The 19,988-nt window shown below is 63.9% G+C and carries 21 protein-coding genes; 9 read left to right on the plus strand and 12 right to left on the minus strand.

Annotated features, from left to right (window positions below):
- Positions 1-24: 24 nt before the first annotated feature.
- Positions 25-2,595, minus strand: coding sequence for a cell cycle histidine kinase CckA (gene cckA, locus NKI37_RS01095; RefSeq protein WP_352794341.1), 2,571 nt, complete (start codon positions 2,593-2,595; stop codon positions 25-27).
- Positions 2,596-2,800: 205 nt separating this feature from the next.
- Here cckA and NKI37_RS01100 point away from each other — a divergent pair, with 205 nt between their 5' ends.
- Complete coding sequence (locus NKI37_RS01100; RefSeq protein WP_023693371.1) at positions 2,801-3,517, plus strand: flagellar biosynthetic protein FliO; 717 nt, start codon at positions 2,801-2,803, stop codon at positions 3,515-3,517.
- Positions 3,518-3,692: 175 nt separating this feature from the next.
- On the opposite strand, the gene dksA is transcribed toward NKI37_RS01100, so the two are convergent.
- Both dksA and NKI37_RS01110 read right to left on the minus strand, forming a co-directional pair.
- A complete protein-coding gene (dksA, locus tag NKI37_RS01105) occupies positions 3,693-4,109 on the minus strand; it encodes an RNA polymerase-binding protein DksA (protein WP_023673491.1) in 417 nt (138 codons plus the stop codon).
- Positions 4,110-4,114: 5 nt separating this feature from the next.
- Entirely contained in the window at positions 4,115-4,294 is a 180-nt protein-coding gene (locus tag NKI37_RS01110) for a hypothetical protein (RefSeq protein WP_023696495.1), read from the minus strand.
- 69 nt (positions 4,295-4,363) lie between these two features.
- Here NKI37_RS01110 and NKI37_RS01115 point away from each other — a divergent pair, with 69 nt between their 5' ends.
- The 4 genes from NKI37_RS01115 (at position 4,364) to NKI37_RS01130 (ending at position 8,127) form a co-directional block, all read left to right on the plus strand.
- Entirely contained in the window at positions 4,364-4,867 is a 504-nt protein-coding gene (locus NKI37_RS01115) for a SixA phosphatase family protein (RefSeq protein ID WP_023693370.1), read from the plus strand.
- An 86-nt stretch (positions 4,868-4,953) separates the two neighbouring features.
- On the plus strand, positions 4,954-6,432 hold the full coding sequence (locus NKI37_RS01120; RefSeq protein WP_023707484.1) for a YcjX family GTP-binding protein: 1,479 nt from the start codon (positions 4,954-4,956) through the stop codon (positions 6,430-6,432).
- Complete coding sequence (locus NKI37_RS01125) at positions 6,429-7,496, plus strand: YcjF family protein (RefSeq protein WP_352794343.1); 1,068 nt, start codon at positions 6,429-6,431, stop codon at positions 7,494-7,496. Before NKI37_RS01120 ends, NKI37_RS01125 begins: the two co-directional genes overlap by 4 nt.
- 82 nt (positions 7,497-7,578) lie before the next feature.
- Positions 7,579-8,127, plus strand: coding sequence for a hypothetical protein (locus tag NKI37_RS01130; protein ID WP_023673495.1), 549 nt, complete (start codon positions 7,579-7,581; stop codon positions 8,125-8,127).
- Between the two features lie 344 nt (positions 8,128-8,471).
- Here NKI37_RS01130 and NKI37_RS01135 read toward each other — a convergent pair whose 3' ends face one another.
- From NKI37_RS01135 to NKI37_RS01145, 3 genes are all read right to left on the minus strand, one after another.
- Entirely contained in the window at positions 8,472-8,738 is a 267-nt protein-coding gene (locus tag NKI37_RS01135) for a hypothetical protein (protein ID WP_023754918.1), read from the minus strand.
- A gap of 183 nt (positions 8,739-8,921) precedes the next feature.
- Positions 8,922-10,130, minus strand: a complete 1,209-nt coding sequence (locus NKI37_RS01140) for an MFS transporter (RefSeq protein ID WP_023688655.1) — start codon at positions 10,128-10,130, stop codon at positions 8,922-8,924.
- A gap of 60 nt (positions 10,131-10,190) precedes the next feature.
- Positions 10,191-11,180 carry an AraC family transcriptional regulator gene (locus NKI37_RS01145; RefSeq protein WP_352788333.1) on the minus strand — a complete coding sequence of 330 codons (990 nt, stop codon included), beginning with the start codon at positions 11,178-11,180 and terminating at the stop codon, positions 10,191-10,193.
- A gap of 160 nt (positions 11,181-11,340) precedes the next feature.
- Here NKI37_RS01145 and NKI37_RS01150 point away from each other — a divergent pair, with 160 nt between their 5' ends.
- Both NKI37_RS01150 and NKI37_RS01155 read left to right on the plus strand, forming a co-directional pair.
- On the plus strand, positions 11,341-13,188 hold the full coding sequence (locus tag NKI37_RS01150) for a monovalent cation:proton antiporter-2 (CPA2) family protein (RefSeq protein ID WP_352788328.1): 1,848 nt from the start codon (positions 11,341-11,343) through the stop codon (positions 13,186-13,188).
- On the plus strand, positions 13,188-13,736 hold the full coding sequence (locus NKI37_RS01155) for a DUF924 family protein (protein ID WP_023673500.1): 549 nt from the start codon (positions 13,188-13,190) through the stop codon (positions 13,734-13,736). Before NKI37_RS01150 ends, NKI37_RS01155 begins: the two co-directional genes overlap by 1 nt.
- On the opposite strand, the gene folK is transcribed toward NKI37_RS01155, so the two are convergent.
- The 3 genes from folK to folP are packed head-to-tail and all read right to left on the minus strand — an operon-like array spanning position 13,733 to position 15,457.
- Positions 13,733-14,251, minus strand: coding sequence for a 2-amino-4-hydroxy-6-hydroxymethyldihydropteridine diphosphokinase (gene folK / locus NKI37_RS01160; RefSeq protein ID WP_023685987.1), 519 nt, complete (start codon positions 14,249-14,251; stop codon positions 13,733-13,735). The genes NKI37_RS01155 and folK overlap by 4 nt on opposite strands.
- Positions 14,235-14,594, minus strand: a complete 360-nt coding sequence (gene folB, locus NKI37_RS01165) for a dihydroneopterin aldolase (RefSeq protein ID WP_023673502.1) — start codon at positions 14,592-14,594, stop codon at positions 14,235-14,237. The genes folK and folB overlap by 17 nt, the downstream gene beginning before the upstream one ends.
- 17 nt (positions 14,595-14,611) lie before the next feature.
- Positions 14,612-15,457 carry a dihydropteroate synthase gene (folP, locus tag NKI37_RS01170; protein ID WP_023673503.1) on the minus strand — a complete coding sequence of 282 codons (846 nt, stop codon included), beginning with the start codon at positions 15,455-15,457 and terminating at the stop codon, positions 14,612-14,614.
- A 148-nt stretch (positions 15,458-15,605) separates the two neighbouring features.
- Here folP and NKI37_RS01175 point away from each other — a divergent pair, with 148 nt between their 5' ends.
- Both NKI37_RS01175 and NKI37_RS01180 read left to right on the plus strand, forming a co-directional pair.
- Positions 15,606-16,226, plus strand: coding sequence for a DUF922 domain-containing Zn-dependent protease (locus NKI37_RS01175; protein WP_023728091.1), 621 nt, complete (start codon positions 15,606-15,608; stop codon positions 16,224-16,226).
- Positions 16,227-16,457: 231 nt separating this feature from the next.
- Positions 16,458-17,942: an MDR family MFS transporter gene (locus NKI37_RS01180; protein ID WP_023673505.1), complete on the plus strand. Its 1,485-nt coding sequence runs from the start codon at positions 16,458-16,460 to the stop codon at positions 17,940-17,942.
- A 20-nt stretch (positions 17,943-17,962) separates the two neighbouring features.
- On the opposite strand, the gene NKI37_RS01185 is transcribed toward NKI37_RS01180, so the two are convergent.
- From NKI37_RS01185 to NKI37_RS01195, 3 genes are all read right to left on the minus strand, one after another.
- Positions 17,963-18,994: an NAD(P)/FAD-dependent oxidoreductase gene (locus tag NKI37_RS01185; RefSeq protein WP_352444744.1), complete on the minus strand. Its 1,032-nt coding sequence runs from the start codon at positions 18,992-18,994 to the stop codon at positions 17,963-17,965.
- A gap of 104 nt (positions 18,995-19,098) precedes the next feature.
- Positions 19,099-19,419, minus strand: coding sequence for a 2Fe-2S iron-sulfur cluster-binding protein (locus tag NKI37_RS01190; protein WP_023673507.1), 321 nt, complete (start codon positions 19,417-19,419; stop codon positions 19,099-19,101).
- Positions 19,420-19,576: 157 nt separating this feature from the next.
- Positions 19,577-19,915 (minus strand): Hpt domain-containing protein, encoded by a 339-nt coding sequence (locus NKI37_RS01195; protein ID WP_023688665.1) that lies wholly within the window; start codon positions 19,913-19,915, stop codon positions 19,577-19,579.
- Positions 19,916-19,988: the final 73 nt, after the last annotated feature.

Consider the following 19,988-nt stretch of genomic DNA (forward strand, 5'->3'; position numbering starts at 1 on the left):
GCGCAAGCTTTGAATTAGGGCGCCCTAGGACTCCAATACATCCTTGACCACGGTGGCCAGTTGCTTGAGGGAGAACGGCTTCGGCAGGAAGCCGAATTGCGCGTCAGGCGGCAGGTTTCTGGCGAAAGCGTCTTCGGCATAGCCGGACACGAAGACGAACTTGATGTCGGGCTGGCGCTTGCGCAGTTCGCCGAGCAGCGTCGGTCCGTCCATTTCCGGCATCACCACGTCTGACACGACGATATCGACCTTGCCGCCGAGCGCTTCGAAGACTTCCAGCGCCTCGACGCCCGAGGAGGCCTCATGGACGGTATAGCCGCGCGAGGTCAGCGCCCGCGAGCCGCCCATGCGCACGGCGTCTTCATCCTCGACGAGGAGCACAGTGGCCGAGCCCGACAGGTCCTTGGCGCTGTCGGCGGCTTTCACCGGCGCAGCCGGCGCCTCGCTGACGTCGCCGGGCTTTTTCGCCTCCACGAAATGGCGCGGCAGGAAGATGCGGAAGGTCGAACCCTTGCCGACTTCGGAATCGCAGAAGATGAAACCGCCGGTCTGCTTGATGATGCCATAGACCATCGACAGGCCAAGGCCGGTTCCTTTGCCGACTTCCTTGGTGGTGAAGAACGGCTCAAAAATCTTCTTCAGCACGTCCGGGGCAATGCCCGAGCCGCTATCCTCGACCTCGACCACGACATAGTCGGCAGGCGTGAGCTCGCGGTAGGAGAAGCTCTTGCATTGTTCGGCGGTGACGTTGCGGGTGCGCACGGTGAGGTCGCCGCCGGCCGGCATGGCGTCGCGCGCGTTGACGGCCAGGTTGACCACCACCTGCTCGAACTGGCCGATATCGACCTTGACCGGCCACAAATCGCGGCCGTGGTCGACCTTCAGCTTGATCTCGTTGCCAACCAGGCGGGCAAGCAGCATCCGGAGATCGGCAAGCACGTCGGTCAGGTTCAGCACTTCCGGCCGCAATGTCTGCTTGCGCGAGAAGGCGAGCAACTGCCGCACCAGCGAGGCCGCCCGGTTGGCATTCTGCTTGATGTTCATGATGTCGGGGAAGGACGGGTCCGACGGCCGGTGATTGGTCAGCAAAAGATCCGACGCCATGATGATGGCAGTCAGCACATTGTTGAAGTCGTGGGCGATGCCGCCGGCGAGCTGTCCGACCGCCTGCATCTTCTGGCTCTGCGCCATCTGGCCCTCGAGCGCCTTCTGCTCGGTGGTCTCGACGGCATAGACGATGGCCGATTCCTCGGCGCCCTCGCCGGTGCCGTCGGCGACGGCGTTAACGTAGAAGCGGATGTGACGCTCCTCATTGCCGGGCAGCAGCGTGTCGATCGGCTCGATGTCGGCCTGCCTCAGCCGCGCCTTTTCGAACGCGGCGGCAAAGGCCGGCCGGTCGCGCTCGTGGATCACGGTGTCCAGCCGCACGCGGCGGTCGACCGCGTCGCCGTCGACGACGGAGGAAAACAGCGACAGGAACGGCGCATTGGTGCGCAGGATGCGGCCGCCATTGTCGACGGCGGCAATGGCCATCGGCGTCGAATTGAAGAAGCGAGTGAAGCGTACCTCCGAAGCCCGAAGATCGGCCGATGCGTCCTCGCCCTGCGTGCGGTTGAGCACGATGGTGCGGGTGGGACCGTTGGTCCCCTCGCGGCTGGCCGAGACCCGATGCATGAAGCGCACCGGCAGCGCCTCGCCGGTCGTCGTCGTAAGATCGAGATCGATGACGGCGTTGCGGGTGGTGCCGGGATCGGCCTTGACCGAGCGCACCAGCGCCATGCCGTCGCCGGCGACGATTTCCGGGAGTGTCACGGCGCCAGGGGTGAAGCTCGCCAGATCGATGCCCAGCCATTCGGCGAGCGTGGCGTTGATGTAGGTGACACGGCCTTCCTGGTCGGCCGAGAAGAAACCGGCCGGCGCATGGTCGAGATGGTCGATGGCCTTCTGCAAGTCGAGGAAGAAACGCTCCTGCTCGGCCCGTTCCTGCGAGATATCGGCAAGCTGCCAGGCAAGCATCGGCAGGCGCTGACCGGGAACGCTGAAGGTCCGGGCCCGCGCCCGGTACCAGCGCGCGCCGGGTTCGGCGCCCGGCCGGATCGACTGTGCTAGCCGGAACTCACCGTCGCCGGCCTGGCCATCGCGCAAGCCCGAGGCCAGCCGGTATATGGTCACCGAAGCTTCGGGGACATCGGAAAGCAGGCCTTCGACCGTCTTCAGATCGGCGGCCGACGCAGCACCGGTCATCTCGGCGTAGGCCCGGTTGGCGTAGACGACGCGGCCCTTGGTGTCGGTGACGATCAGGCCCTGCGACATCGAATCGACGAAGGCCTTCGACAGTTCGTCCCCGGTCGAACGCGGCGCGATCTGCACGAAGCCGATGGCCGTGGCGAACAGGAAGCCGACGCCGATCATGGCAAGCACGCCCAGCATGCCGAGCAGGAACGGATCGCCAAGACGCTCGCGGAAAATGCCGAAAACGATCGCGGCCCCAGTCAGGACGATGATGAACACGATGAGCCGGGTAACCGCGCCTGGCCGCGTGTTCTGATCGACGATCGGTACCGGATAGAAATCGCCTCGCGTTTCCCTGGCCATATGCCCCCTGCTCGTGAGTTGTCCGACACCGCCCCCGGCCGGTTGAATCACATTCTCCTAATCCGGAAAAGGCCTTGGCGGCAAATGTCGGATAAAAATGACGCGTCGGTGTTTTCAAGCTGTTCACGAAGCGTGAAGGCAACTTGCGGTGGCTGGCCGCAACGGTCTAGTGTCCCTCCACTTCAAAAGCCGATTGGGGGCACCGATGCAGTGGCTGGATAATGTGGCGGGTCCCGGATATGCCGCAGCGCTGCTGTGGACGTTTGCTGCCCTTGTCCTGCTGGTCATCGTGCTCATCATCATCAGGCTGGTCCGCAACCTGACCTTCGGCACCTTCGTTGCCGGCGGCAGGAACCGCAAGACACGGCTGGCGGTCATGGACGCGACGGCGGTCGACAGCCACCGCCGGCTGGTGCTCATCCGTCGCGACGACATCGAACACCTGCTTTTGATCGGCGGCCCGACCGACGTTGTCGTCGAGCGCGATATCAGACTTGCAGCGCCACGCCGTCCGGCATTGACCGGCGATGGCGGTGTTGGCCAGCAGCAACAGGCGCCGCGGCCGCGCGCAGCACAACCCGCTCCCACCGCGCCCGCAAGGCAGGCGCCACCGCCGCAACCGGTAAGGGCTGCTCCAGCCGCCGTTCCGCCGCGCCAGGCCGCACCGGCGCCGAAACCGGCTCAAATCTACCAGGCGAGCAATGTGACACCGCTGCCGGCCTATGGCTCCGCCGCCAATACTGCCCGGCAGGCCCCGCCACCGAAGCATGAGTCCATCGACGATACCCTGATGCGGGAACTCGAGGTCTCGCTCGACGATTCGCACCCCAAACCGGCAAGCAAGCCGGCTGCGAAGGCACCGCAGTCTCTCGACGACGAGATGACCAAGCTGCTCGGCGAACTCGCCAGCCAGAAACGATAAAGCCCGGCGAACCGTCACATCTTGCCGATTCCCGATCGAACGCCGCTTAAGCGTCTCGTCCGTTTCAACGCGACGCGCTTTAACTTGGGGGCGGACTAAACCCTTCGGCCAAAAACAGAAATGGCCGGGAAACCCGGCCATTTCTGATGAAACAGTCCTGCCTGACGGCAGCGGCTCAATCGTCGCGATAGACCTTCTCGCGGCGTTCGTGGCGCTCCTGCGCTTCGATCGACAAGGTCGCGATCGGACGCGCATCCAGCCGCTTCAGCGCGATCGGCTCGCCGGTTTCCTCGCAATAGCCGTATGTGCCTTCATCAATGCGCTGCAGCGCCGAATCGATCTTTGAAATGAGCTTGCGCTGGCGGTCGCGGGCCCGAAGCTCGATGGCGCGGTCGGTTTCCGAGGAAGCGCGATCGGCGAGATCGGGATGGTTGGCGTTTTCCTGCTGCAGGATTTCGAGGGTTTCGCGCGCTTCGCGCAGTATGTCGGTCTTCCAGGTGACGAGCTTCAGGCGAAAGTAGGATTTCTGCCGTTCGTTCATGAACGGCTCGTCTTCGGAGGGTACGTAATTGGCTGTAACGATATCGTTCATTCGACTCACCCAACAACCCCAAATTTGGCGCCTATATATTCGCGCAGAGAAGGCTGCACAAGCGTAATCCGCGCGCGTTTCACGCAATTGTTAATGCCGCGCGGGCGATCCTCAGCAAAGCCTTCCATAGCAAGGGCGCGGGCGAATTCGCACATGATTCGCTGCGCTTGGGCGTCGCCGCCCATTGTGCCTCAGGCCTTTCTCGTGGCTAATCCAGTTGTGTCATTGGTGGGCAGCACACCATTGGGGGTCCGGTGAGCAGACTGTATCTGTTGAGGCATGCGAAGGCTGGCTGGGCCCTTCCCGGCGTGCGCGACTTCGATCGCCCGCTCGACGCATCCGGCATTGCCGATGCCGAAATGATGGGGACTGCGATGCGTGCCCGCAACTACATCCCCGATATCACGCTCTGCTCCAACGCCAAGCGGGCGCGCCAGACGCTGGAAGGCATCGCCGGCCACACCGATACCGGCCGGGTGCTGTTCTTCGACACGCTCTACAGCGAGGATGCCGCCGGCTACCTCGCCATCATCCGCAGCAATGGCGGCCCCGGCTCGCTGCTGGTCATCGGCCACAATCCGATGACGGAAGACCTTGCCATGGCGGTCTCGGGCGACGGCGACGAGGCTGCTCGGGCCATCATGAACCATGGTTTCCCGACCTCCGGCCTTGCGGTCGTGCGCTTCGACGGCACCCTCACCGAGGCTGCGCAAGGCGCGGGCTACCTCGAAGCCTTCCTGACGCCCGTCGATCTCTGAGCCGAGCCGGCCGAGGCCGGGCGCCATTTCAAACTTGAACCGCAAAGCCTATATCGGGCGCAAGAGCACGCCTGAGAGAACAGATTTTGGCATCATCGCTGACCACTTTCACCGACGAAGCGAGAATTGCCCTGGATACGCTGTCGGGGCGTGCGAGCGGGCTTTTTTCGCCGTCGCTTCGGCTGGGCGTCACCGGACTGTCCCGGGCCGGCAAGACGGTGTTCATCTCGGCTCTCGTCCACAATCTCATCCATGGCGGGCGCCTGCCGCTGTTCGAGGCGCAGAAGTCGGGACGGATCGCTCGCGCCTTCCTCGAGGAACAGCCGGACGATGCCGTGCCGCGTTTTCAGTACGAGGACCATATCTCCGCCCTGGTCAACGACCGTGTCTGGCCGGACTCGACGCGCGCCATTTCGGAACTCAGGCTCACCATCGAATATGAGTCTGCCTCCGGTTGGAACCGGATGTTTTCCAGCGGCCGATTGTCGGTCGACATCGTCGACTACCCCGGCGAATGGCTGCTCGACCTGCCGCTGCTCGGCAAATCCTTCGCCGATTTTTCGCATGAAGCTTTTGAGATGGCTATGCTGCCGGTGCGGGCCGACCTGTCGCAGGACTGGCGGGCGCTGTCGGCGAGGATCGACCCCAATGCCGACGCCGACGAGATGACGGCGCGGCGCCTCGCCGAGAGTTTTGCCGCCTACCTCAAGGCCTGCAAGTTCGACGAGCGGGCGCTTTCGACCTTGCCGCCCGGCCGTTTCCTGATGCCTGGCGACCTCGAGGGATCGCCGGCGCTGACCTTCGCGCCCTTGCTGCTCAAGGGTGAGAAACGGCCGCGCTCCGGCTCGCTGCAAGCGATGATGGAGCGCCGCTACGAGGCCTACAAGACGCATGTGGTGAAACCGTTCTTCCGCGAACACATCACCCGCCTCGACCGGCAGATCGTGGTGATCGACGCCATGCAGGCGCTGAACGCCGGCCCCGGCGCGATGGCCGACCTGGAACGCGCGGTGACCGAAATCCTCTCCTGTTTCCGTCCTGGCCGAGGCAATTTCCTCACCGACCTGTTTTCACGCCGCATCGACCGCATCCTGGTTGCCGCGACCAAGGCCGACCATTTGCATCACGAAAGCCATGACCGGCTGCAGGCAATCGTGCGGCGGCTTGCCGACCGCGCCGTGGCGCGGGCAAATTTCACCGGCGCCGATGTCGACGTGGTCGCCATGGCGGCGGTGCGCGCGACGCGCGAAGGCACGGTCAAGCAAGGCCGCGAAACCCTGCCGGTGATCATCGGCACGCCGCTGAAGGGCGAGAAGATCAACGGCGAAACCTTTGATGGCAAAGCCGAAACCGCCATATTTCCCGGGGACTTGCCGGAGAAAATTGACGCGGTTTTCGACGTTTCCGAAGCCGACCACCGGCAGAGCAGCGACGATCCGGCGATCCGTTTCGTGCGCTTTCGCCCGCCAAAGCTCGAACGCACCGCTGAAGGCGTCACGCTGTCGCTGCCGCATATCAGGCTCGACCGCGCCTTGCAGTTCCTGATCGGAGACCATCTGGCATGACCGCGCCCCGCAGACCGGCAGCTTTCCGCATCGAGCCGGAGGCCGAACCGAAGCAGGAAACGCGCCGCCCCCATGCCGAGCCGCCGGCACGCAAGTCGCGCGCCGTCGTCGTGCCGGCCGAGATCGATGTCTTCGAGGAACCCGACATTGTCGCCGCCGAACCGCCGCCGGCGACCGCGCCACGCAGGCGCTCGCTGTTTGCCAGCCTGTTTTTCGGCGCGGTCGGCGTGCTGGTTTCGCTCGCCGTCGGCCTGTGGACCGACCAACTCATCCGCGACCTGTTCGAGCGCGCAGAGTGGCTGGGGTGGCTGGCAGCGGGAATGGCCGCAATTGCCGTGTTGGCCCTCGCGGTCGTGCTGGTGCGCGAATTCTTGGCTATCGCCCGGCTGGCCGAGGTCGAAAAACTGCAAAAGCGGGCGCTCGATGCCATGGCGCGCGACGATCCGAAGGCTGCAAGGGCCGTCGTCGAAGAGCTTTCGGCCTTTGTCGCTGCGAAACCCGAAACCGCGGCCGGCAGGCGCTCCCTGGCCGAATTGCGCGGCGAGATCATCGATGGCGGCAATCTGGTGCGACTGGCCGAGACCGAGATTCTCGGGCCGCTCGATGCGAGAGCCAAGGTGATGATCCTCGAAGCAGCCAAACGCGTGTCGCTGGTCACCGCCGTCAGCCCCCGCGCACTCGTAGACGTTGCCTATGTCGTGTTCGAGGCCGGGCGCCTGATCCGCCGCTTGTCCGAACTCTACGGCGGCAGGCCGGGCACGCTGGGCTTTTTCCGGCTGGCGCGCAGCGTTCTTGCCCATCTGGCGGTGACCGGCTCGATCGCCGTCGGCGACAGCTTTGTCCAGCAGATCATCGGCCATGGCCTTGCCGCACGGCTTTCGGCGAAACTCGGCGAAGGCGTGGTCAACGGCATGATGACGGCGCGTATCGGCATTGCTGCCATGGAGACGGCGCGGCCCCTGCCCTTCATTGCCGGCAGGCGGCCGGGTATGGGCGATTTCCTGTCGGCGCTGACCTCGTTTGCGGCCAAAAAAGAGAATGAAGCACCCGCCTCAAGCAAGTGAACGCCCTCTCGCGGTCACCAAGCATTAACCAATCTTGTTCATGGTCGTCCAACAACAGCCTCCTTGTTGCCGGGTGTCGTCTATGAAAAGCGTAATCTTGTCCTGCGTCCTGCCCCTGGTCGCGCTTGCAGCACCTCTGGGCCCGACCGGGAAAGCCTTTGCAGCCGAGCCCGACAAGCAGTTCTTCCGGACCGTTGAAGGCAAATGGGTCGGCCCGGGCGAAATCATCGCCGGCAAATACAAGGGCACGAAGTTCACCTGCAGCTTCGACGGCTCGACGCCGGACAACAAGACCGGCATGACGCTCGATGGCGACTGCCGCGTCGGTGTCTTCACCCAGAAAATGTCGGCGACCGTCGAGCGCAAGGGCCGCGACTACAAGGGCAATTTCATGGGCGGCGCCGCGGGGTCGGGCCTGGACATCATCGGCGGCAACGTGGTCGATGCCCGCAAAGTCGTCTTCACTATCAACCGCAACCAGCTGCGCGGCGTCATGCAGGCCCGCATTCCCGACGACAATTCGATGACGGTGACTATCGCCGTGCGCGTCGACCAGCAACTGGTGCCGGTCATCGGCATGAGCCTCAAGCGCGTCGACGCCGTCGAAGTCGGCTCCATCGCCAAAAACTGACTCTCAAGCGGTTCCCCGAAAAAAGCGCGGAACGGGGTTGCACTGCGCGATAGCTGAGCTGTTCCGCTCAGCTCGATGTCGGGAAATGACAGGCCACCTTGCGGCCGGGTCGGCGCTCCTCAAGCACGGGCCGCTCGGTGCGGCACCTTTCTGCCGCGACCGGACATGTGGCGCGCAACCGACGATGTCAGCGTCTCCGACGGCCCAAGCCACAGCAAGGCCAACGTGTCAGGGTCCTGTGCGTGCCGGCCGTCCTTCGTGTCAGCGCGATGCGCTTTAAGAACACCAGCAAAAAAGGCGGCGGCTACTCGAGCCACCGCCTTTCTCAATTTCCGAACGAAGAATCAGCCCTTGATGGAGGCCGTCAGCTCGTCATAGGCCTTGCAGGCGTCGGCCGGCGTGGTGGCGCCCTGATATTTGGTCGTCACAGCCTGCACCTTGGCGGTCAGGTCGGCGGCCTTGGTCGGATCCTTGGTGATCGCTTCCTGCAGCGCGGCGGTCATTTCCTGCGCCTTCTTGGCCGCGATTTCCTGCGTGCATTCAGGCGCCTTCGAACAGGCCGATGCGGCAAGCATGGCGACACCCACGCCGACGAGCAAAAACTTCTTCATGTCAGTCATTCTCCTCACGAAGGCAGAACTTGATCGTCGCTGCCTTCCAACGGCCGAAGCCTGGCGTCCCATAGCCGCCGATTGCGGCAAAACGCAACGTGTGCGGCGCATAAACCTGTGCAGCGCTGCTGCAACGGCGCGGGAGGCCTGATTGAGGCCGCCCGTGTCAGACGAAGCAAGGTTTCAGCCACGAGGCTGCAGCAGCGCCAGTGCGGCCGTCGCCGCTGCAAGGACGGCGGTTAGGGTCAAAGGTCCCGTAGCGCCATAGGTGTCCACGACATAGCCGCCGACAACCGCACCGACGGTGATGGCAACCTGGAAGGAAGTGACCATCAGGCTGCCTGCTGCTTCCAGCGCATCAGGTGCCGCGCGAGACATATTGGTCGGCAGCACCACCGGCGCCATGCCGAAGGCGAAGCCCCACAGCGTAACAAAGCCGAAGGCAACGCCGGTTTGCGCGCCCCAAAGCACCAAAGCGAGTGCCGCAAACGCCATCAACGCGGCGGTTACTGCGAGGGCCATGTGGATGTTGGTGTCGGCCAGGCGGCCACCGGCAATATTGCCGATCACAGCGGCGATGCCGAACCCGAGCAGCGCCAGGGCAATCGGCCCGGTTGTGAGGAGCGTCACCTGTTCGAGGAACGGGCGCACATAGACCGAGCCGGCAAAATGCCCGGTCATCAGCAGAACAATGGCAAGCATACCGAGTTGGATGCCACGCCGCCGTGTCAGCCGAAAGACGTCTGCAAGGCTGTTGCTTGCCGCCGCAGGCAAGGTCGGCAGGCTGAGAAGCTGCAGCAGCATGGCAAGCGCGGCCAGCCCCGCCGTCATGGCCATGGCGCTGCGCCATCCCAGCCAGTCACTGATCAACGCACCCATCGACGGCGCGGCAATAGTGGCGAGCGAGACGCCGAGGGTCACGATCGCCATGCCGCGACCTGTCGCATTGGCGCCAACCAGCCGCGCCACGACGGCAACGGAAAGTGCCCAGAAAGCGCTAAGAGCGATCCCCAACCCGGCCCGGCCCAGCAACAGCAGCCAGAAATTGGGCGCCAGCGCCGCAAGAATATTGGAACCGACCGCCAGGGCCATGAGGCCAACCAGCACCGCCTTGCGGTTCAATCGACCTATGAGAACATTGCTCAACATGGCCGTCACGGCGCCAACGGAAGCGGTGGCGGTGACGACCTGTCCGGCCGTTCCCTCGCTGATGCCGAGATCGCGCGCCATCGGCGTCAACAGACCTGCCGGCAAGAATTCGGCAGACACCAGGGCAAAGCTGGTGGCCGCCAATGAAAGGACCGCGAACCAGGTGGCCGCGCTCCACGCGGCTGGTGCATCGGCATCAAGGCCAATGGCGGCGTCTTCAAGCTGTAATGTTGTGTCAGTCACGGGAAGATCTCCACAGTTTGGAGATCTTAGATAGGCGAGTCCGCCCGGATGTTATGTACCTTAAAATCCGAAATTCATATCCATTCGTCCGGGAATTGTGCGGCGCACAACGCCTGGCGAGACATTGGTAATGCGCTTGAACGCGCGGGCGAAGGACGCCTCGGAATCATAGCCCAAACGGGTAGCGACTTCGGCAACAGACAAGCCGTTTTGGCCCAGCAATTCGCGGGCAAGCTGCATGCGCAGGCGGGCGAGATAATGTGCGGCGCCCTCACCCAATACCGCGCTGAAGCGCTCGGCGAAAATCGAACGCGATTGGCCTGCCACGCCGGCCAGGCTTCCCAGCGTCCAGTTGTGGCCGGGATCGCGATGCATGGCCGCCAGAGCGCGCCCTATATGGGGGTCGCGGATGGCTGCAAGCCAACCGATGGTCGAGGCGCCGTTGCAATTGACCCAGCAGCGTATGAGCCTGGCTGTCAGCAAATCCGCCATACGCGACAGGATGGTGGCGCTGCCCATCTGCGGTTGCGCGGCCTCCGCCGTCATGGCCGCCAGCAAAGGGCCGACCATCGGGTCATTGCCGGCCACGTCGCAACCCTTGATGAGAGGCGGCATCAACGTGATCAACGGATTGAGCGCATAGGAGCCGAGAGACATGGAGCCGCAGAAAAGGGTGCTTGTCGCGCCCGTTCCCTGCCGTATCACTTCGCAAACGTTGCCGCCCAACTTGATCACCTGGCAGCCCTCGAGCGAATCGCCCACCACGTCCGGCGCACTCGCCAGCCGATGGGCGATGCCTTGCGGCAGCAGCACCAGATCGCCATCGCGCAACTCCTGCCAGCCTTGCGCTTCGGTGTGAATCCAGCATGGACCCTGGCCGACAAAGTGAAAACGAAGCAGTTGTTGTTGCGGAAAGTCTATGCTCCATGGGTGCCGGAGTTCGCAGCGGCCATAGTTGACGCCACTCAAGCGAAAGTCTTGCAGAACTTCGCTGAGCGCATCCATCGGGATATGTGGCAGCGGCGACGGCCGGGACGAATAATCAGGCATTTGTCAGATATAGATACCGGCCGTCCGACAGGCAAGCGCAGACTGTTGTTCCACCGGGGAATCGCTGCCGCGGCACCCTACCCATCCTGGCAGGCTTCCCGCCCTTGCCTCCCGCTCCCAGTGCATGCAAGGAGTGCTGTCGGACACAGGGACAAGAGGCATGGCAGCGGAAGCATCGGGCAGCGATCTCATTCAGGTGGTGGCGCTGCTTGCCGCAGGCGTCGTCGCCGTTCCGATCTTCAAACGCATGGGGCTGGGCTCGATCCTCGGCTATCTCGCCGCGGGCGTGGTCATCGGCCCGTTCGGTATTGGCATTTTTTCCGAATCGGAAGCCATCCTGCATGTCGCCGAACTCGGCGTGGTCATGTTCCTGTTCATCATCGGGCTGGAGATGCAGCCGTCGCGGCTATGGGGCCTGCGCCGCGAGATTTTCGGCCTCGGCGCGCTGCAGGTCGGCGTCTGCGCATTGCTGCTCACCGGTGTTGGTCTCGCCGGCGGCTTTCCGATCGCGCAATCCTTCGTTGCCGGCGCCGGCTTTGTCCTGACCTCGACGGCGATCGTCATGCAGCTTCTGGAAGAGCGTGGCGAGATGGCCAGCCCCAAGGGCCAGCGCATCGTGTCCATCCTGCTGCTCGAGGATCTGGCAATCGTGCCGCTTCTGGCGCTGGTCGCCTTCCTGGCGCCGGGCGGCAGCGAGATGACCCTGCAGCAGAGGCTGACCGAAATCGGCATCGGTCTTGGCGCCATCGTCGGGCTGGTGGTGGCCGGCCGCTATCTGCTCAATCCGTTCTTCCGCATCCTGGCCGACGCCAAGGCGCGCGAAGTCATGACGGCGGCAGCACTTCTGGTCGTGCTGGGGTCGGCGCTGGTTATGCAGCTTTCCGGCCTCTCGATGGCGATGGGCGCCTTCCTGGCCGGCGTGCTGTTGTCGGAATCGACCTTCCGCCACCAGCTGGAGGCCGACGTCGAGCCATTCCGCGGCATCCTGCTTGGCCTGTTCTTCCTCGCCGTCGGCATGTCGCTCGACCTGCATGTGGTGGCCGACAACTGGCGGCTGATCGCCGTCTATGTCGTCGCCTACATGGCGATGAATGCGCTCGGCATCTACCTCGTCGCCCGCATGCTGAAGAGCGGTCATCGTGAAGCGCTGGAACGCGCCGTGATCATGGCGCAAGGCGGCGAATTCGCCTTCGTCCTCTATTCGGCCGCAGCGGCGGTTGGCATCATCGACAGCCGGGCCAACGCAACGCTGACCGCTATCATCATCATCTCCATGGTGCTGACGCCGCTGGCCATCATTGCGCTCAAATATTTGACGCCGCGCGACGAGCAGTCGCTTGAAGGCGTCGACATCGCCGACGGCCTTACCGGCAGCGTGCTGGTCATCGGCTTCGGCCGTTTCGGCCAGATCGCGAGCCAGCCGCTTTTGTTGCGCGGCATCGATGTGTCGATCATCGACAATGATGTCGAGATGATACAGGCGGCCGCCGATTTCGGCTTCAAGGTCTACTATGGCGACGGCACGCGGCTCGACATTCTGCGCGCCGCAGGTGCAGGCCGCGCGCGCGCCGTGCTGATCTGCGTCGACAAGCCGGACGCCACGGTGCGCATGGCGGAACTGATCAAGGCGGAGTTCCCGTTGCTGACTGTCATGGCGCGTGCCTTCGATCGCGGCACCGCCCTGTCGCTCATCCGCGCCGGGGTCGACTTCCAGCTGCGCGAGACCTTCGAATCGGCCCTCGTCTTCGGCGGTTCCGCGCTCGAGGTTTTGGGCGTCGAGCCGGAAGATGTCGCCGATGTCATCGAGGATGTGCGACGGCGCGACAATGCCCGACTGGAGACGCAGCTGGCCGAAGGCGTCCGCGCCGGGCAACGTTTCCTCAGGGGCAATACCGGCACGCCGATCCCGACGCCGCTGACGCAACCGCGCCGGCCCGGCCAGGCGCTGAACGAAGAGACGGCCGGCGTGCTGCACAAGCCCGAGCCCGCCGATCAGGGGGAAAGCTGATGACCGCATCGGATGAGCGCGCGCTCGCCGTCACCAAATTCTGGCGCGAGGCCGGCGAAGACGCGTGGTTCGAGAAGAACGACGTCTTCGACGCGGATTTCCGCAGCAGGTTTCTCGACCTGCACTTTGCCGCCGCGCGGCGCGAGTGCGACGCATGGTCGGAGCATGCCGAGGGTTCGCTGGCGCTGATGATCCTGCTCGACCAGTTTCCGCGCAACTGCTTTCGCGGCTCAGGCCATATGTACGCCACCGATCCGCTGGCACGGCACTTTGCCGCCAAGGCGATTGCGGCCGGCCATGACCTTTCGCTGGAAGAAAACCTGCGCGTCTTCCTGTACCTGCCCTACGAACATTCGGAACTGCCCGCCGACCAGGACAGATCGGTCGAGCTCACCACCGCCAGGGCGCCGGAGTATGTGAAATACGCCATCGAGCACCGCGACATCATCCAGCGCTTCGGCCGCTTTCCGCACAGGAACAAGATGCTTGGCCGCGAGACGACGGCGGACGAACAGGCATTTCTCGATGGCGGCGGCTTCTCCGGTTAACCCAGCCACCAATCGCGGCCGGAAGCCAGCCGCTCTATGCCTGACGTATCGACGGCGCTGAGCCGCTCGGTCACGCTCCTGCCGCCCACCGCCAGATCCGGCGCGATCTCTGCCAAGGGCGCCAGCACGAAGGCGCGCTCCACCATTCGGGGATGCGGCACCTCCAGCCCGGTTTCGTGGATTGTGCGGTCGCCGAACACCAATATGTCGATGTCGATCAGGCGCGGACCCCAGCGCTCCTCGCGCACCCGCTTCAGCTTGCGCTCGGCCTCGAGGCAGAGGTCGAGCAGCGCCCTTGGCGCCAGCGAGGTCGAGATTTCGGCAGCGGCGTTGAGGAAATCCGGCTGGTCGAGCTTGCCCCAGGGCGGCGTGCGGTAAAGTGAGGAGACGGCGACGACGCGCGTGCTCTCGTCGGCGTCGAGCAGGCGCAGCGCCGCCGCCATCGAGGCCGAGGGATCGCCAAGATTGCCGCCAAGGCTGAGATAGACCGTGTTATTGTTACTCTGGCCAGACAACGGTCACCTCGACATAATCGAGCACGCCGGGCACCGGTGCGTTGGGCTTGCGCACGGTGATCTCGGCCTTCCTGATCTGCGGGAACCGTGAAGTCAGCGCCTTCGCCACTTCGAGCGCCAGCGCCTCGATCAGGAAGCGGCGATGTCCAGTGACGATCTTTTCAATCACCGTGAAGGCGATGCCGTAATTGACGGTGTCCTCGATGGAATCATCCTCCAGCGGGCGGCTGGGCTCGACCGTCAACTCGGCATCGACATAAAAACGCTGGCCAAGCGCCTCTTCCTCATCCAGCACGCCGTGCCGGGCAAAGAAGGCGCAGTTCTTCATGCGGATGACGTACATTTCTTAGTGTCCTGGGCTCAGCGTCCTGGCTTTTCGCGCGCCAGCATAGCATCGGCGACCGCCAGTGCGTCCACGTTGATTGCGACATCGTGGACGCGAAACAGATCGGCGCCCTTCAGCCTCAGAATGACACTGGTGGCTACCGTCCCGGCGGCGCGCGCGCCGGCTTCGCGGCCGGTGACGGTGCCGATGAAGCGTTTTCTGGAGGTGCCGGCCATCAAGGGAAAACCGAGCTCCTTAAGCTCGGAAAACCGCGCCATCAGGTCGAGGTTTTCCTCAGCCGTCTCCTTGGCGAAGCCGAAGCCGGCATCGAGTACGATATGATCGTCCGCAACGCCGCTGCGCCTGGCGACTTCCAGCGAAGCCTTGAGGAACAAAAACTGGTCGGCGATGACGTCGGGCAGTTTTTGCCGCCCGCGCCCGGTATGCATGATGACCAGTCCGGCGCCGGTCTCGGCGGCGACGCGGGCGATGCCGGGTTCACGCTGCAAGCCCCAGACATCGTTGACGATATGCGCGCCGGCGGCGACGGCGAGGCGCGCGGTTTCCTCGCGATAGGTGTCGACCGAAATCAGGGCTTCGCCTGAACTGGCGAGCGCGGCGATGACCGGCAGGATGCGGGCCTGCTCTTCTTCAGGCGTCACGGGCGAGGCGCCGGGGCGCGTCGATTCCCCGCCGATATCGACGACGGCGGCGCCTTCTTCCACCATGCGGTGCGCCTGCGCCACCGCCTGGTCAGGCGTGATGAACAGTCCGCCATCCGAAAAACTGTCGGGCGTGACGTTGAGAATGCCGACCACAATGGCTTTCTCGCCAAGGTCGAGATGGCACTTATGCGCCAGTTGCCATCGCCTTGTCGTCATTGTCCTTCAACCATGTGTCTCATTGGCATGTGGCTCATTGGCATGTGGCTCATCGAGCGCTTGCAATCCATCAACGATGCGTGATCGGTGGAAGATCAATTCCGTTGCGCCGGCAACGGCCGTAAAGCAAGGTGAGTGAAGAGGCAACATGATGAAACGACCCCTGCTCTGCGCCCTGATGCTGGCTTTGACCGTCCTGCCGGCGAATGCTGCCAATCTGGTGAAGACCTACAGCTATTTTGCCATCGGCGGCAGCACGCTCGATGACATCGAGACGCAATTGTCGAAGCATGGACCCGAGGTGAAAAGCACCGGGATGCGGCATCCAGGCGCCACCCAGATGGCGTTCACCACCCGCATCAGCTACGCGCAAACCGCAGACACCTGCCGCATCGCCAAGGCCGCCGTTACCGTCAAGGTCAAGGTCATCCTTCCGGAGTGGCGCAGGCCGCGCAAGGCCGATCCCGATGTCAGGCTGTTCTGGGACACCCTGTCGGCCGACATCAAGCGCCATGAGGAGCGTCATGTCGAGATCGCCAAGAACCACGGCCGTCTGCTCGAAGACGCGCTGAACGCGAGCTTTGCGCAAAAGACCTGCGCCGGGGCAAAGGCGAAGGCGGCGCAGATCACCGCGGCCGAACTCGCCAGGCATGACCAGGACCAATTGCGCTTCGACCGCGTGGAAGGCGTGAATTTCGAAAGCCGCATCCTGCGGCTGCTGCGCTACCGCATGCAGCGCGTCGAGAACGGCCAGCTTCCGCCCGGCTGAAACACGGCGATACCAAGCCAATTCTGCCGAAACATGAGGCCAGCCCCAGAAAATTTTCGGGCATAGGTCGAAATCGGCCTATACGGGACGACATATGTCAGGCTCGCAAGATATGTCAGGCTGGCAAGGCGCGAGCTTCGAAACACCAGATCAAGACCAATTGAGGCGGCGCGTAGCGGAGCGGCCATTTGGCGCCGCGCAATCGCTCTCAAACTTTATGGATGAACTGATATGGACCAAGCTGTCGACAAGCCGGCTAGGCTGCCTCCCGCCGCACCGCTGACGGAAAGCGAGAAGAACGTCATCATCGCCGGCATCCTACTGTCAATGCTGCTGGCAGCGCTTGACCAGACAATCGTCGCGCCGGCCATGCCGACCATCGGCCGTTCGCTCGGCCATGCCGACTACCTGCCGTGGATCGTGACCGGCTATCTCCTGACGGCGACGGCCATGGCGCCGCTCTACGGCAAGATTTCCGACGTCTATGGCCGCCGGCCGACCGTCTATGCGGCGATCCTGATCTTCCTTCTGGGATCGCTGGTCAGCGCCATGGCCCCCAACATGTTCGTGTTGGTTGTCGGCCGGGCGATCCAGGGTGCGGGCGGCGGCGGCCTGTTCGCCCTGGCGCAGATCGTCATCGGCGACCTGGTGCCGCCGCGCGAACGCGCGCGTTATGCCGCCTGGATTTCGGGCACCTGGGCGGTCGCCAGCATCGCCGGGCCTTTGCTCGGCGGCGGATTTGCCGAACATCTGCATTGGTCGCTGATCTTCTGGATCAATATCCCGCTCGGCATCTTGGCCATGGCCATCATCAACAAGCCGCTGCGCAAACTGCCGGTCGCCGCAAAGCGGCATCGCATCGACGCGCCGGGCGCGCTGCTTCTGGTGGTGGCGACGGCATTGCTGCTTTTGGCCCTCAACTGGGGCGGCAGCGCCTATCCATGGGCCTCGCGCGAGATCGTCGGCCTGCTCGCCTGTTCGGCGGTCTTCTGGGGTGCGTTCGCCCTCAGGCTGATGCGTGCGGCCGAGCCGCTGATTTCGCTTGAAGTGCTGAGCAATCCGATCGTGCTTGCCGGCACGGCGTCGATGTTCCTGCTGCAGGCCGCCAATATCGGCCTGTCGGTGTACCTGCCGGTCTATCTGCAGTCGATCATCGGCCTGTCGGTCAGCCAGTCGGGCCTTGCCATGCTCGGCCTGCTGCTCGGAACGGTCGCCGGCGCGACCTTCAGCGGCCGCACGATACCGCGCTTCTTCCACTACAAGCGTATAGCCATGGTCGGCGTTCTCTTCGCCATTATCTGCCTTGGCGTGCTCAGCCTGGTCGCCGGCCGCGCCTCGCTGCTGGTGGTCGAGCTCTTGACCATCTGCATCGGCCTTGGAAGCGGCACCACTTTCCCGGTCGCCACCGTATCGGTGCAGAACGCCGTCGACCGCGCGCATCTCGGCGTTGCCACCGGCGTGCTGACCTTCCTGCGTTCGCTGGGCAGCGCGCTCGGCGTCGCCATGCTCGGCGCCGTCGCGCTCGGCTATGGCCTGCCGCTTGCCGGCGAAGGCGCGCCGGCTGCCGGACAGATCGTCTCGGCGACGCCCTTCATGATGATCTTCCTTGCCGCGGCCGTCACGCTCGTGCTGGCGCTGATGACGCTGGCGCTGATGCCGGAGAAGTCACTGCGCGGCCGCGACGACGCCGAGGCGCCAGTCGTTCTGGTGGAGTGATCCGGAAAGCCCTGTAGGACCTACTCCACGACGCCGAGCTTCTTCTGCAGGCTGGTCGACGACGTCGTGTACTGGAAGACGATGCGCTCACCGGGGCTGATGATGCGCTTGGCGGCCTGCGCCATCAGCGCCACCTCGTGAAAACCCGACAGGATCAGCTTCAGCTTGCCTGGGTACCAGTTGATGTCGCCGACGGCAAAGATGCCTGGCACCGAAGTCTGGAATTTCTCGGTATCGACCGGAATGAGGTTCTCATGAAGGTTGAGCCCCCATTCGGCGATCGGGCCGAGCTTCATGGTCAGGCCGAAGAACGGCAGCATGCGCGTGCACGGCACCTCGATGTCGCCGTCAGGCCCGCCCTTGATGGTAGCAGAGGCCAGCTCGCCGTCGGCGCCGGTCAGGCCGCTCACCTGGCCGACCCGGAACTCCAGCTGCTTCATCTCCTGCATGGCATACATCTTGTTGACGCTGTCGGGCGCCGCCCTGAATTCCGCGCGCCGGTGGACCAGTGTCACGCTTTTTGCCACCGGCTGCAGGTTCAGCGTCCAGTCGAGTGCGGAATCGCCGCCGCCGACGATGACGAGGTCGTGGCCGCGGAATTCCTCCATACGGCGCACCGAATAGAAGACGCTCCTGCCCTCATAGGCCTCGATGCCGGGAATGGGCGGCCGTTTGGGCTGGAACGAGCCGCCACCGGCGGCGATCACCACCACCTTGGCTTCGAACACCTCGTTCTCGTCGGTGGTGACCCGAAATGAGCCGTCGTCCAGCTTTTCCAGGCTGGAGACCATGCGGTTGAAGGTAAAAACCGGCTTGAACGGGTGAATTTGCTCGAGCAGTTTGTCGACCAGCCCTTGCGCCGAGATCGAGGGCCAGCCTGGAATGTCGTAGATCGGCTTTTCCGGATAGAGTTCGGCGCATTGGCCGCCCGGCCGGTCGAGGATATCGATCAGATGGCACTTCATGTCGAAGAGGCCGAGTTCGAACACGGCGAACAGGCCGACCGGCCCCGCCCCGACAATGAGTGCGTCCGTCTTGATTACATCGGTCATGCCAGGCGAGCCTCATTGTCAAGCTGGGGCGAAACTGGCGCGAGACTGCATGAGCATTGGCCCGCTGCCAAGCGGCGGCGGGAAAAATCACATGGTACGGGAGATCAACCCTGGCGAGCCGGCACGCGCACGACGAGGCCGTCAAGCGCGTCGCGCACCTTGATCTGGCAGGACAGGCGCGAGTTCGGCTGGACGTCATAGGCAAAGTCCAGCATGTCCTCTTCCATCGCCTCCGGCTCGCCGACCTCGGCCGTCCAGGCTTCGTCGACATAGACATGGCAGGTCGCGCAGGCGCAGGCGCCGCCGCATTCTGCCTCGATGCCCGGCACCGCGCTACGGATCGCATTCTCCATGACGGTCGAGCCGTTTTCGGCCTCGACATCGAAAGGAGTGCCGTCATGGGCAATGAAGGTCAGCTTGGTCATTTATCACCTGAAGGGAGTCCCAGCCGAGATAATCACTCCACCGGACAAGTCAACTGCGGCGCGAAAGCGCCGCTTTGTGACGTTTTTTCGGAAAGCTGGCCAAAGCACGCCCTGGCCCCGTCGATTCATCCCGGTGGCCGCTGCCGAGCGGCAGCCATTACCGGCTGATGGCGGCGATGAAATCGCGCACTTCCTCGATCAGGGTGCCGAGGCGCTTGAGGATGCGCGCATCTTCCGGCTGCTGTTCGATCGAGGTGGCGCAGTCGGCGATGGCAAAGGCGCCGACCCCGCGCGCCGAACCTTTCAGCCCATGCGCCAGTAGCAGTCGCTCCCTGACATCGGCATCGACTATTCTGTCGCGGACGGAAAGCGCCTGCTGTACGAACAGCGCCAATACCTCCTGTTCGAGGGCGCGATCGCCCATAGTCTGACGGGCCAGATGGGCCAGATCCACTGGGCGCGAACGGGCCGGTCCCGACGCATCGCCGCCCGGCATTGAGAAGGCAATGCCGCTTTCACCGCGTACCAATTTGAAACTCCTTGTGCCGATCGCCGAAAAAACTAGGCGA

The sequence above is a fragment of the Mesorhizobium sp. M0626 genome, from assembly GCF_040320665.1.
Classification (GTDB): domain Bacteria; phylum Pseudomonadota; class Alphaproteobacteria; order Rhizobiales; family Rhizobiaceae; genus Mesorhizobium.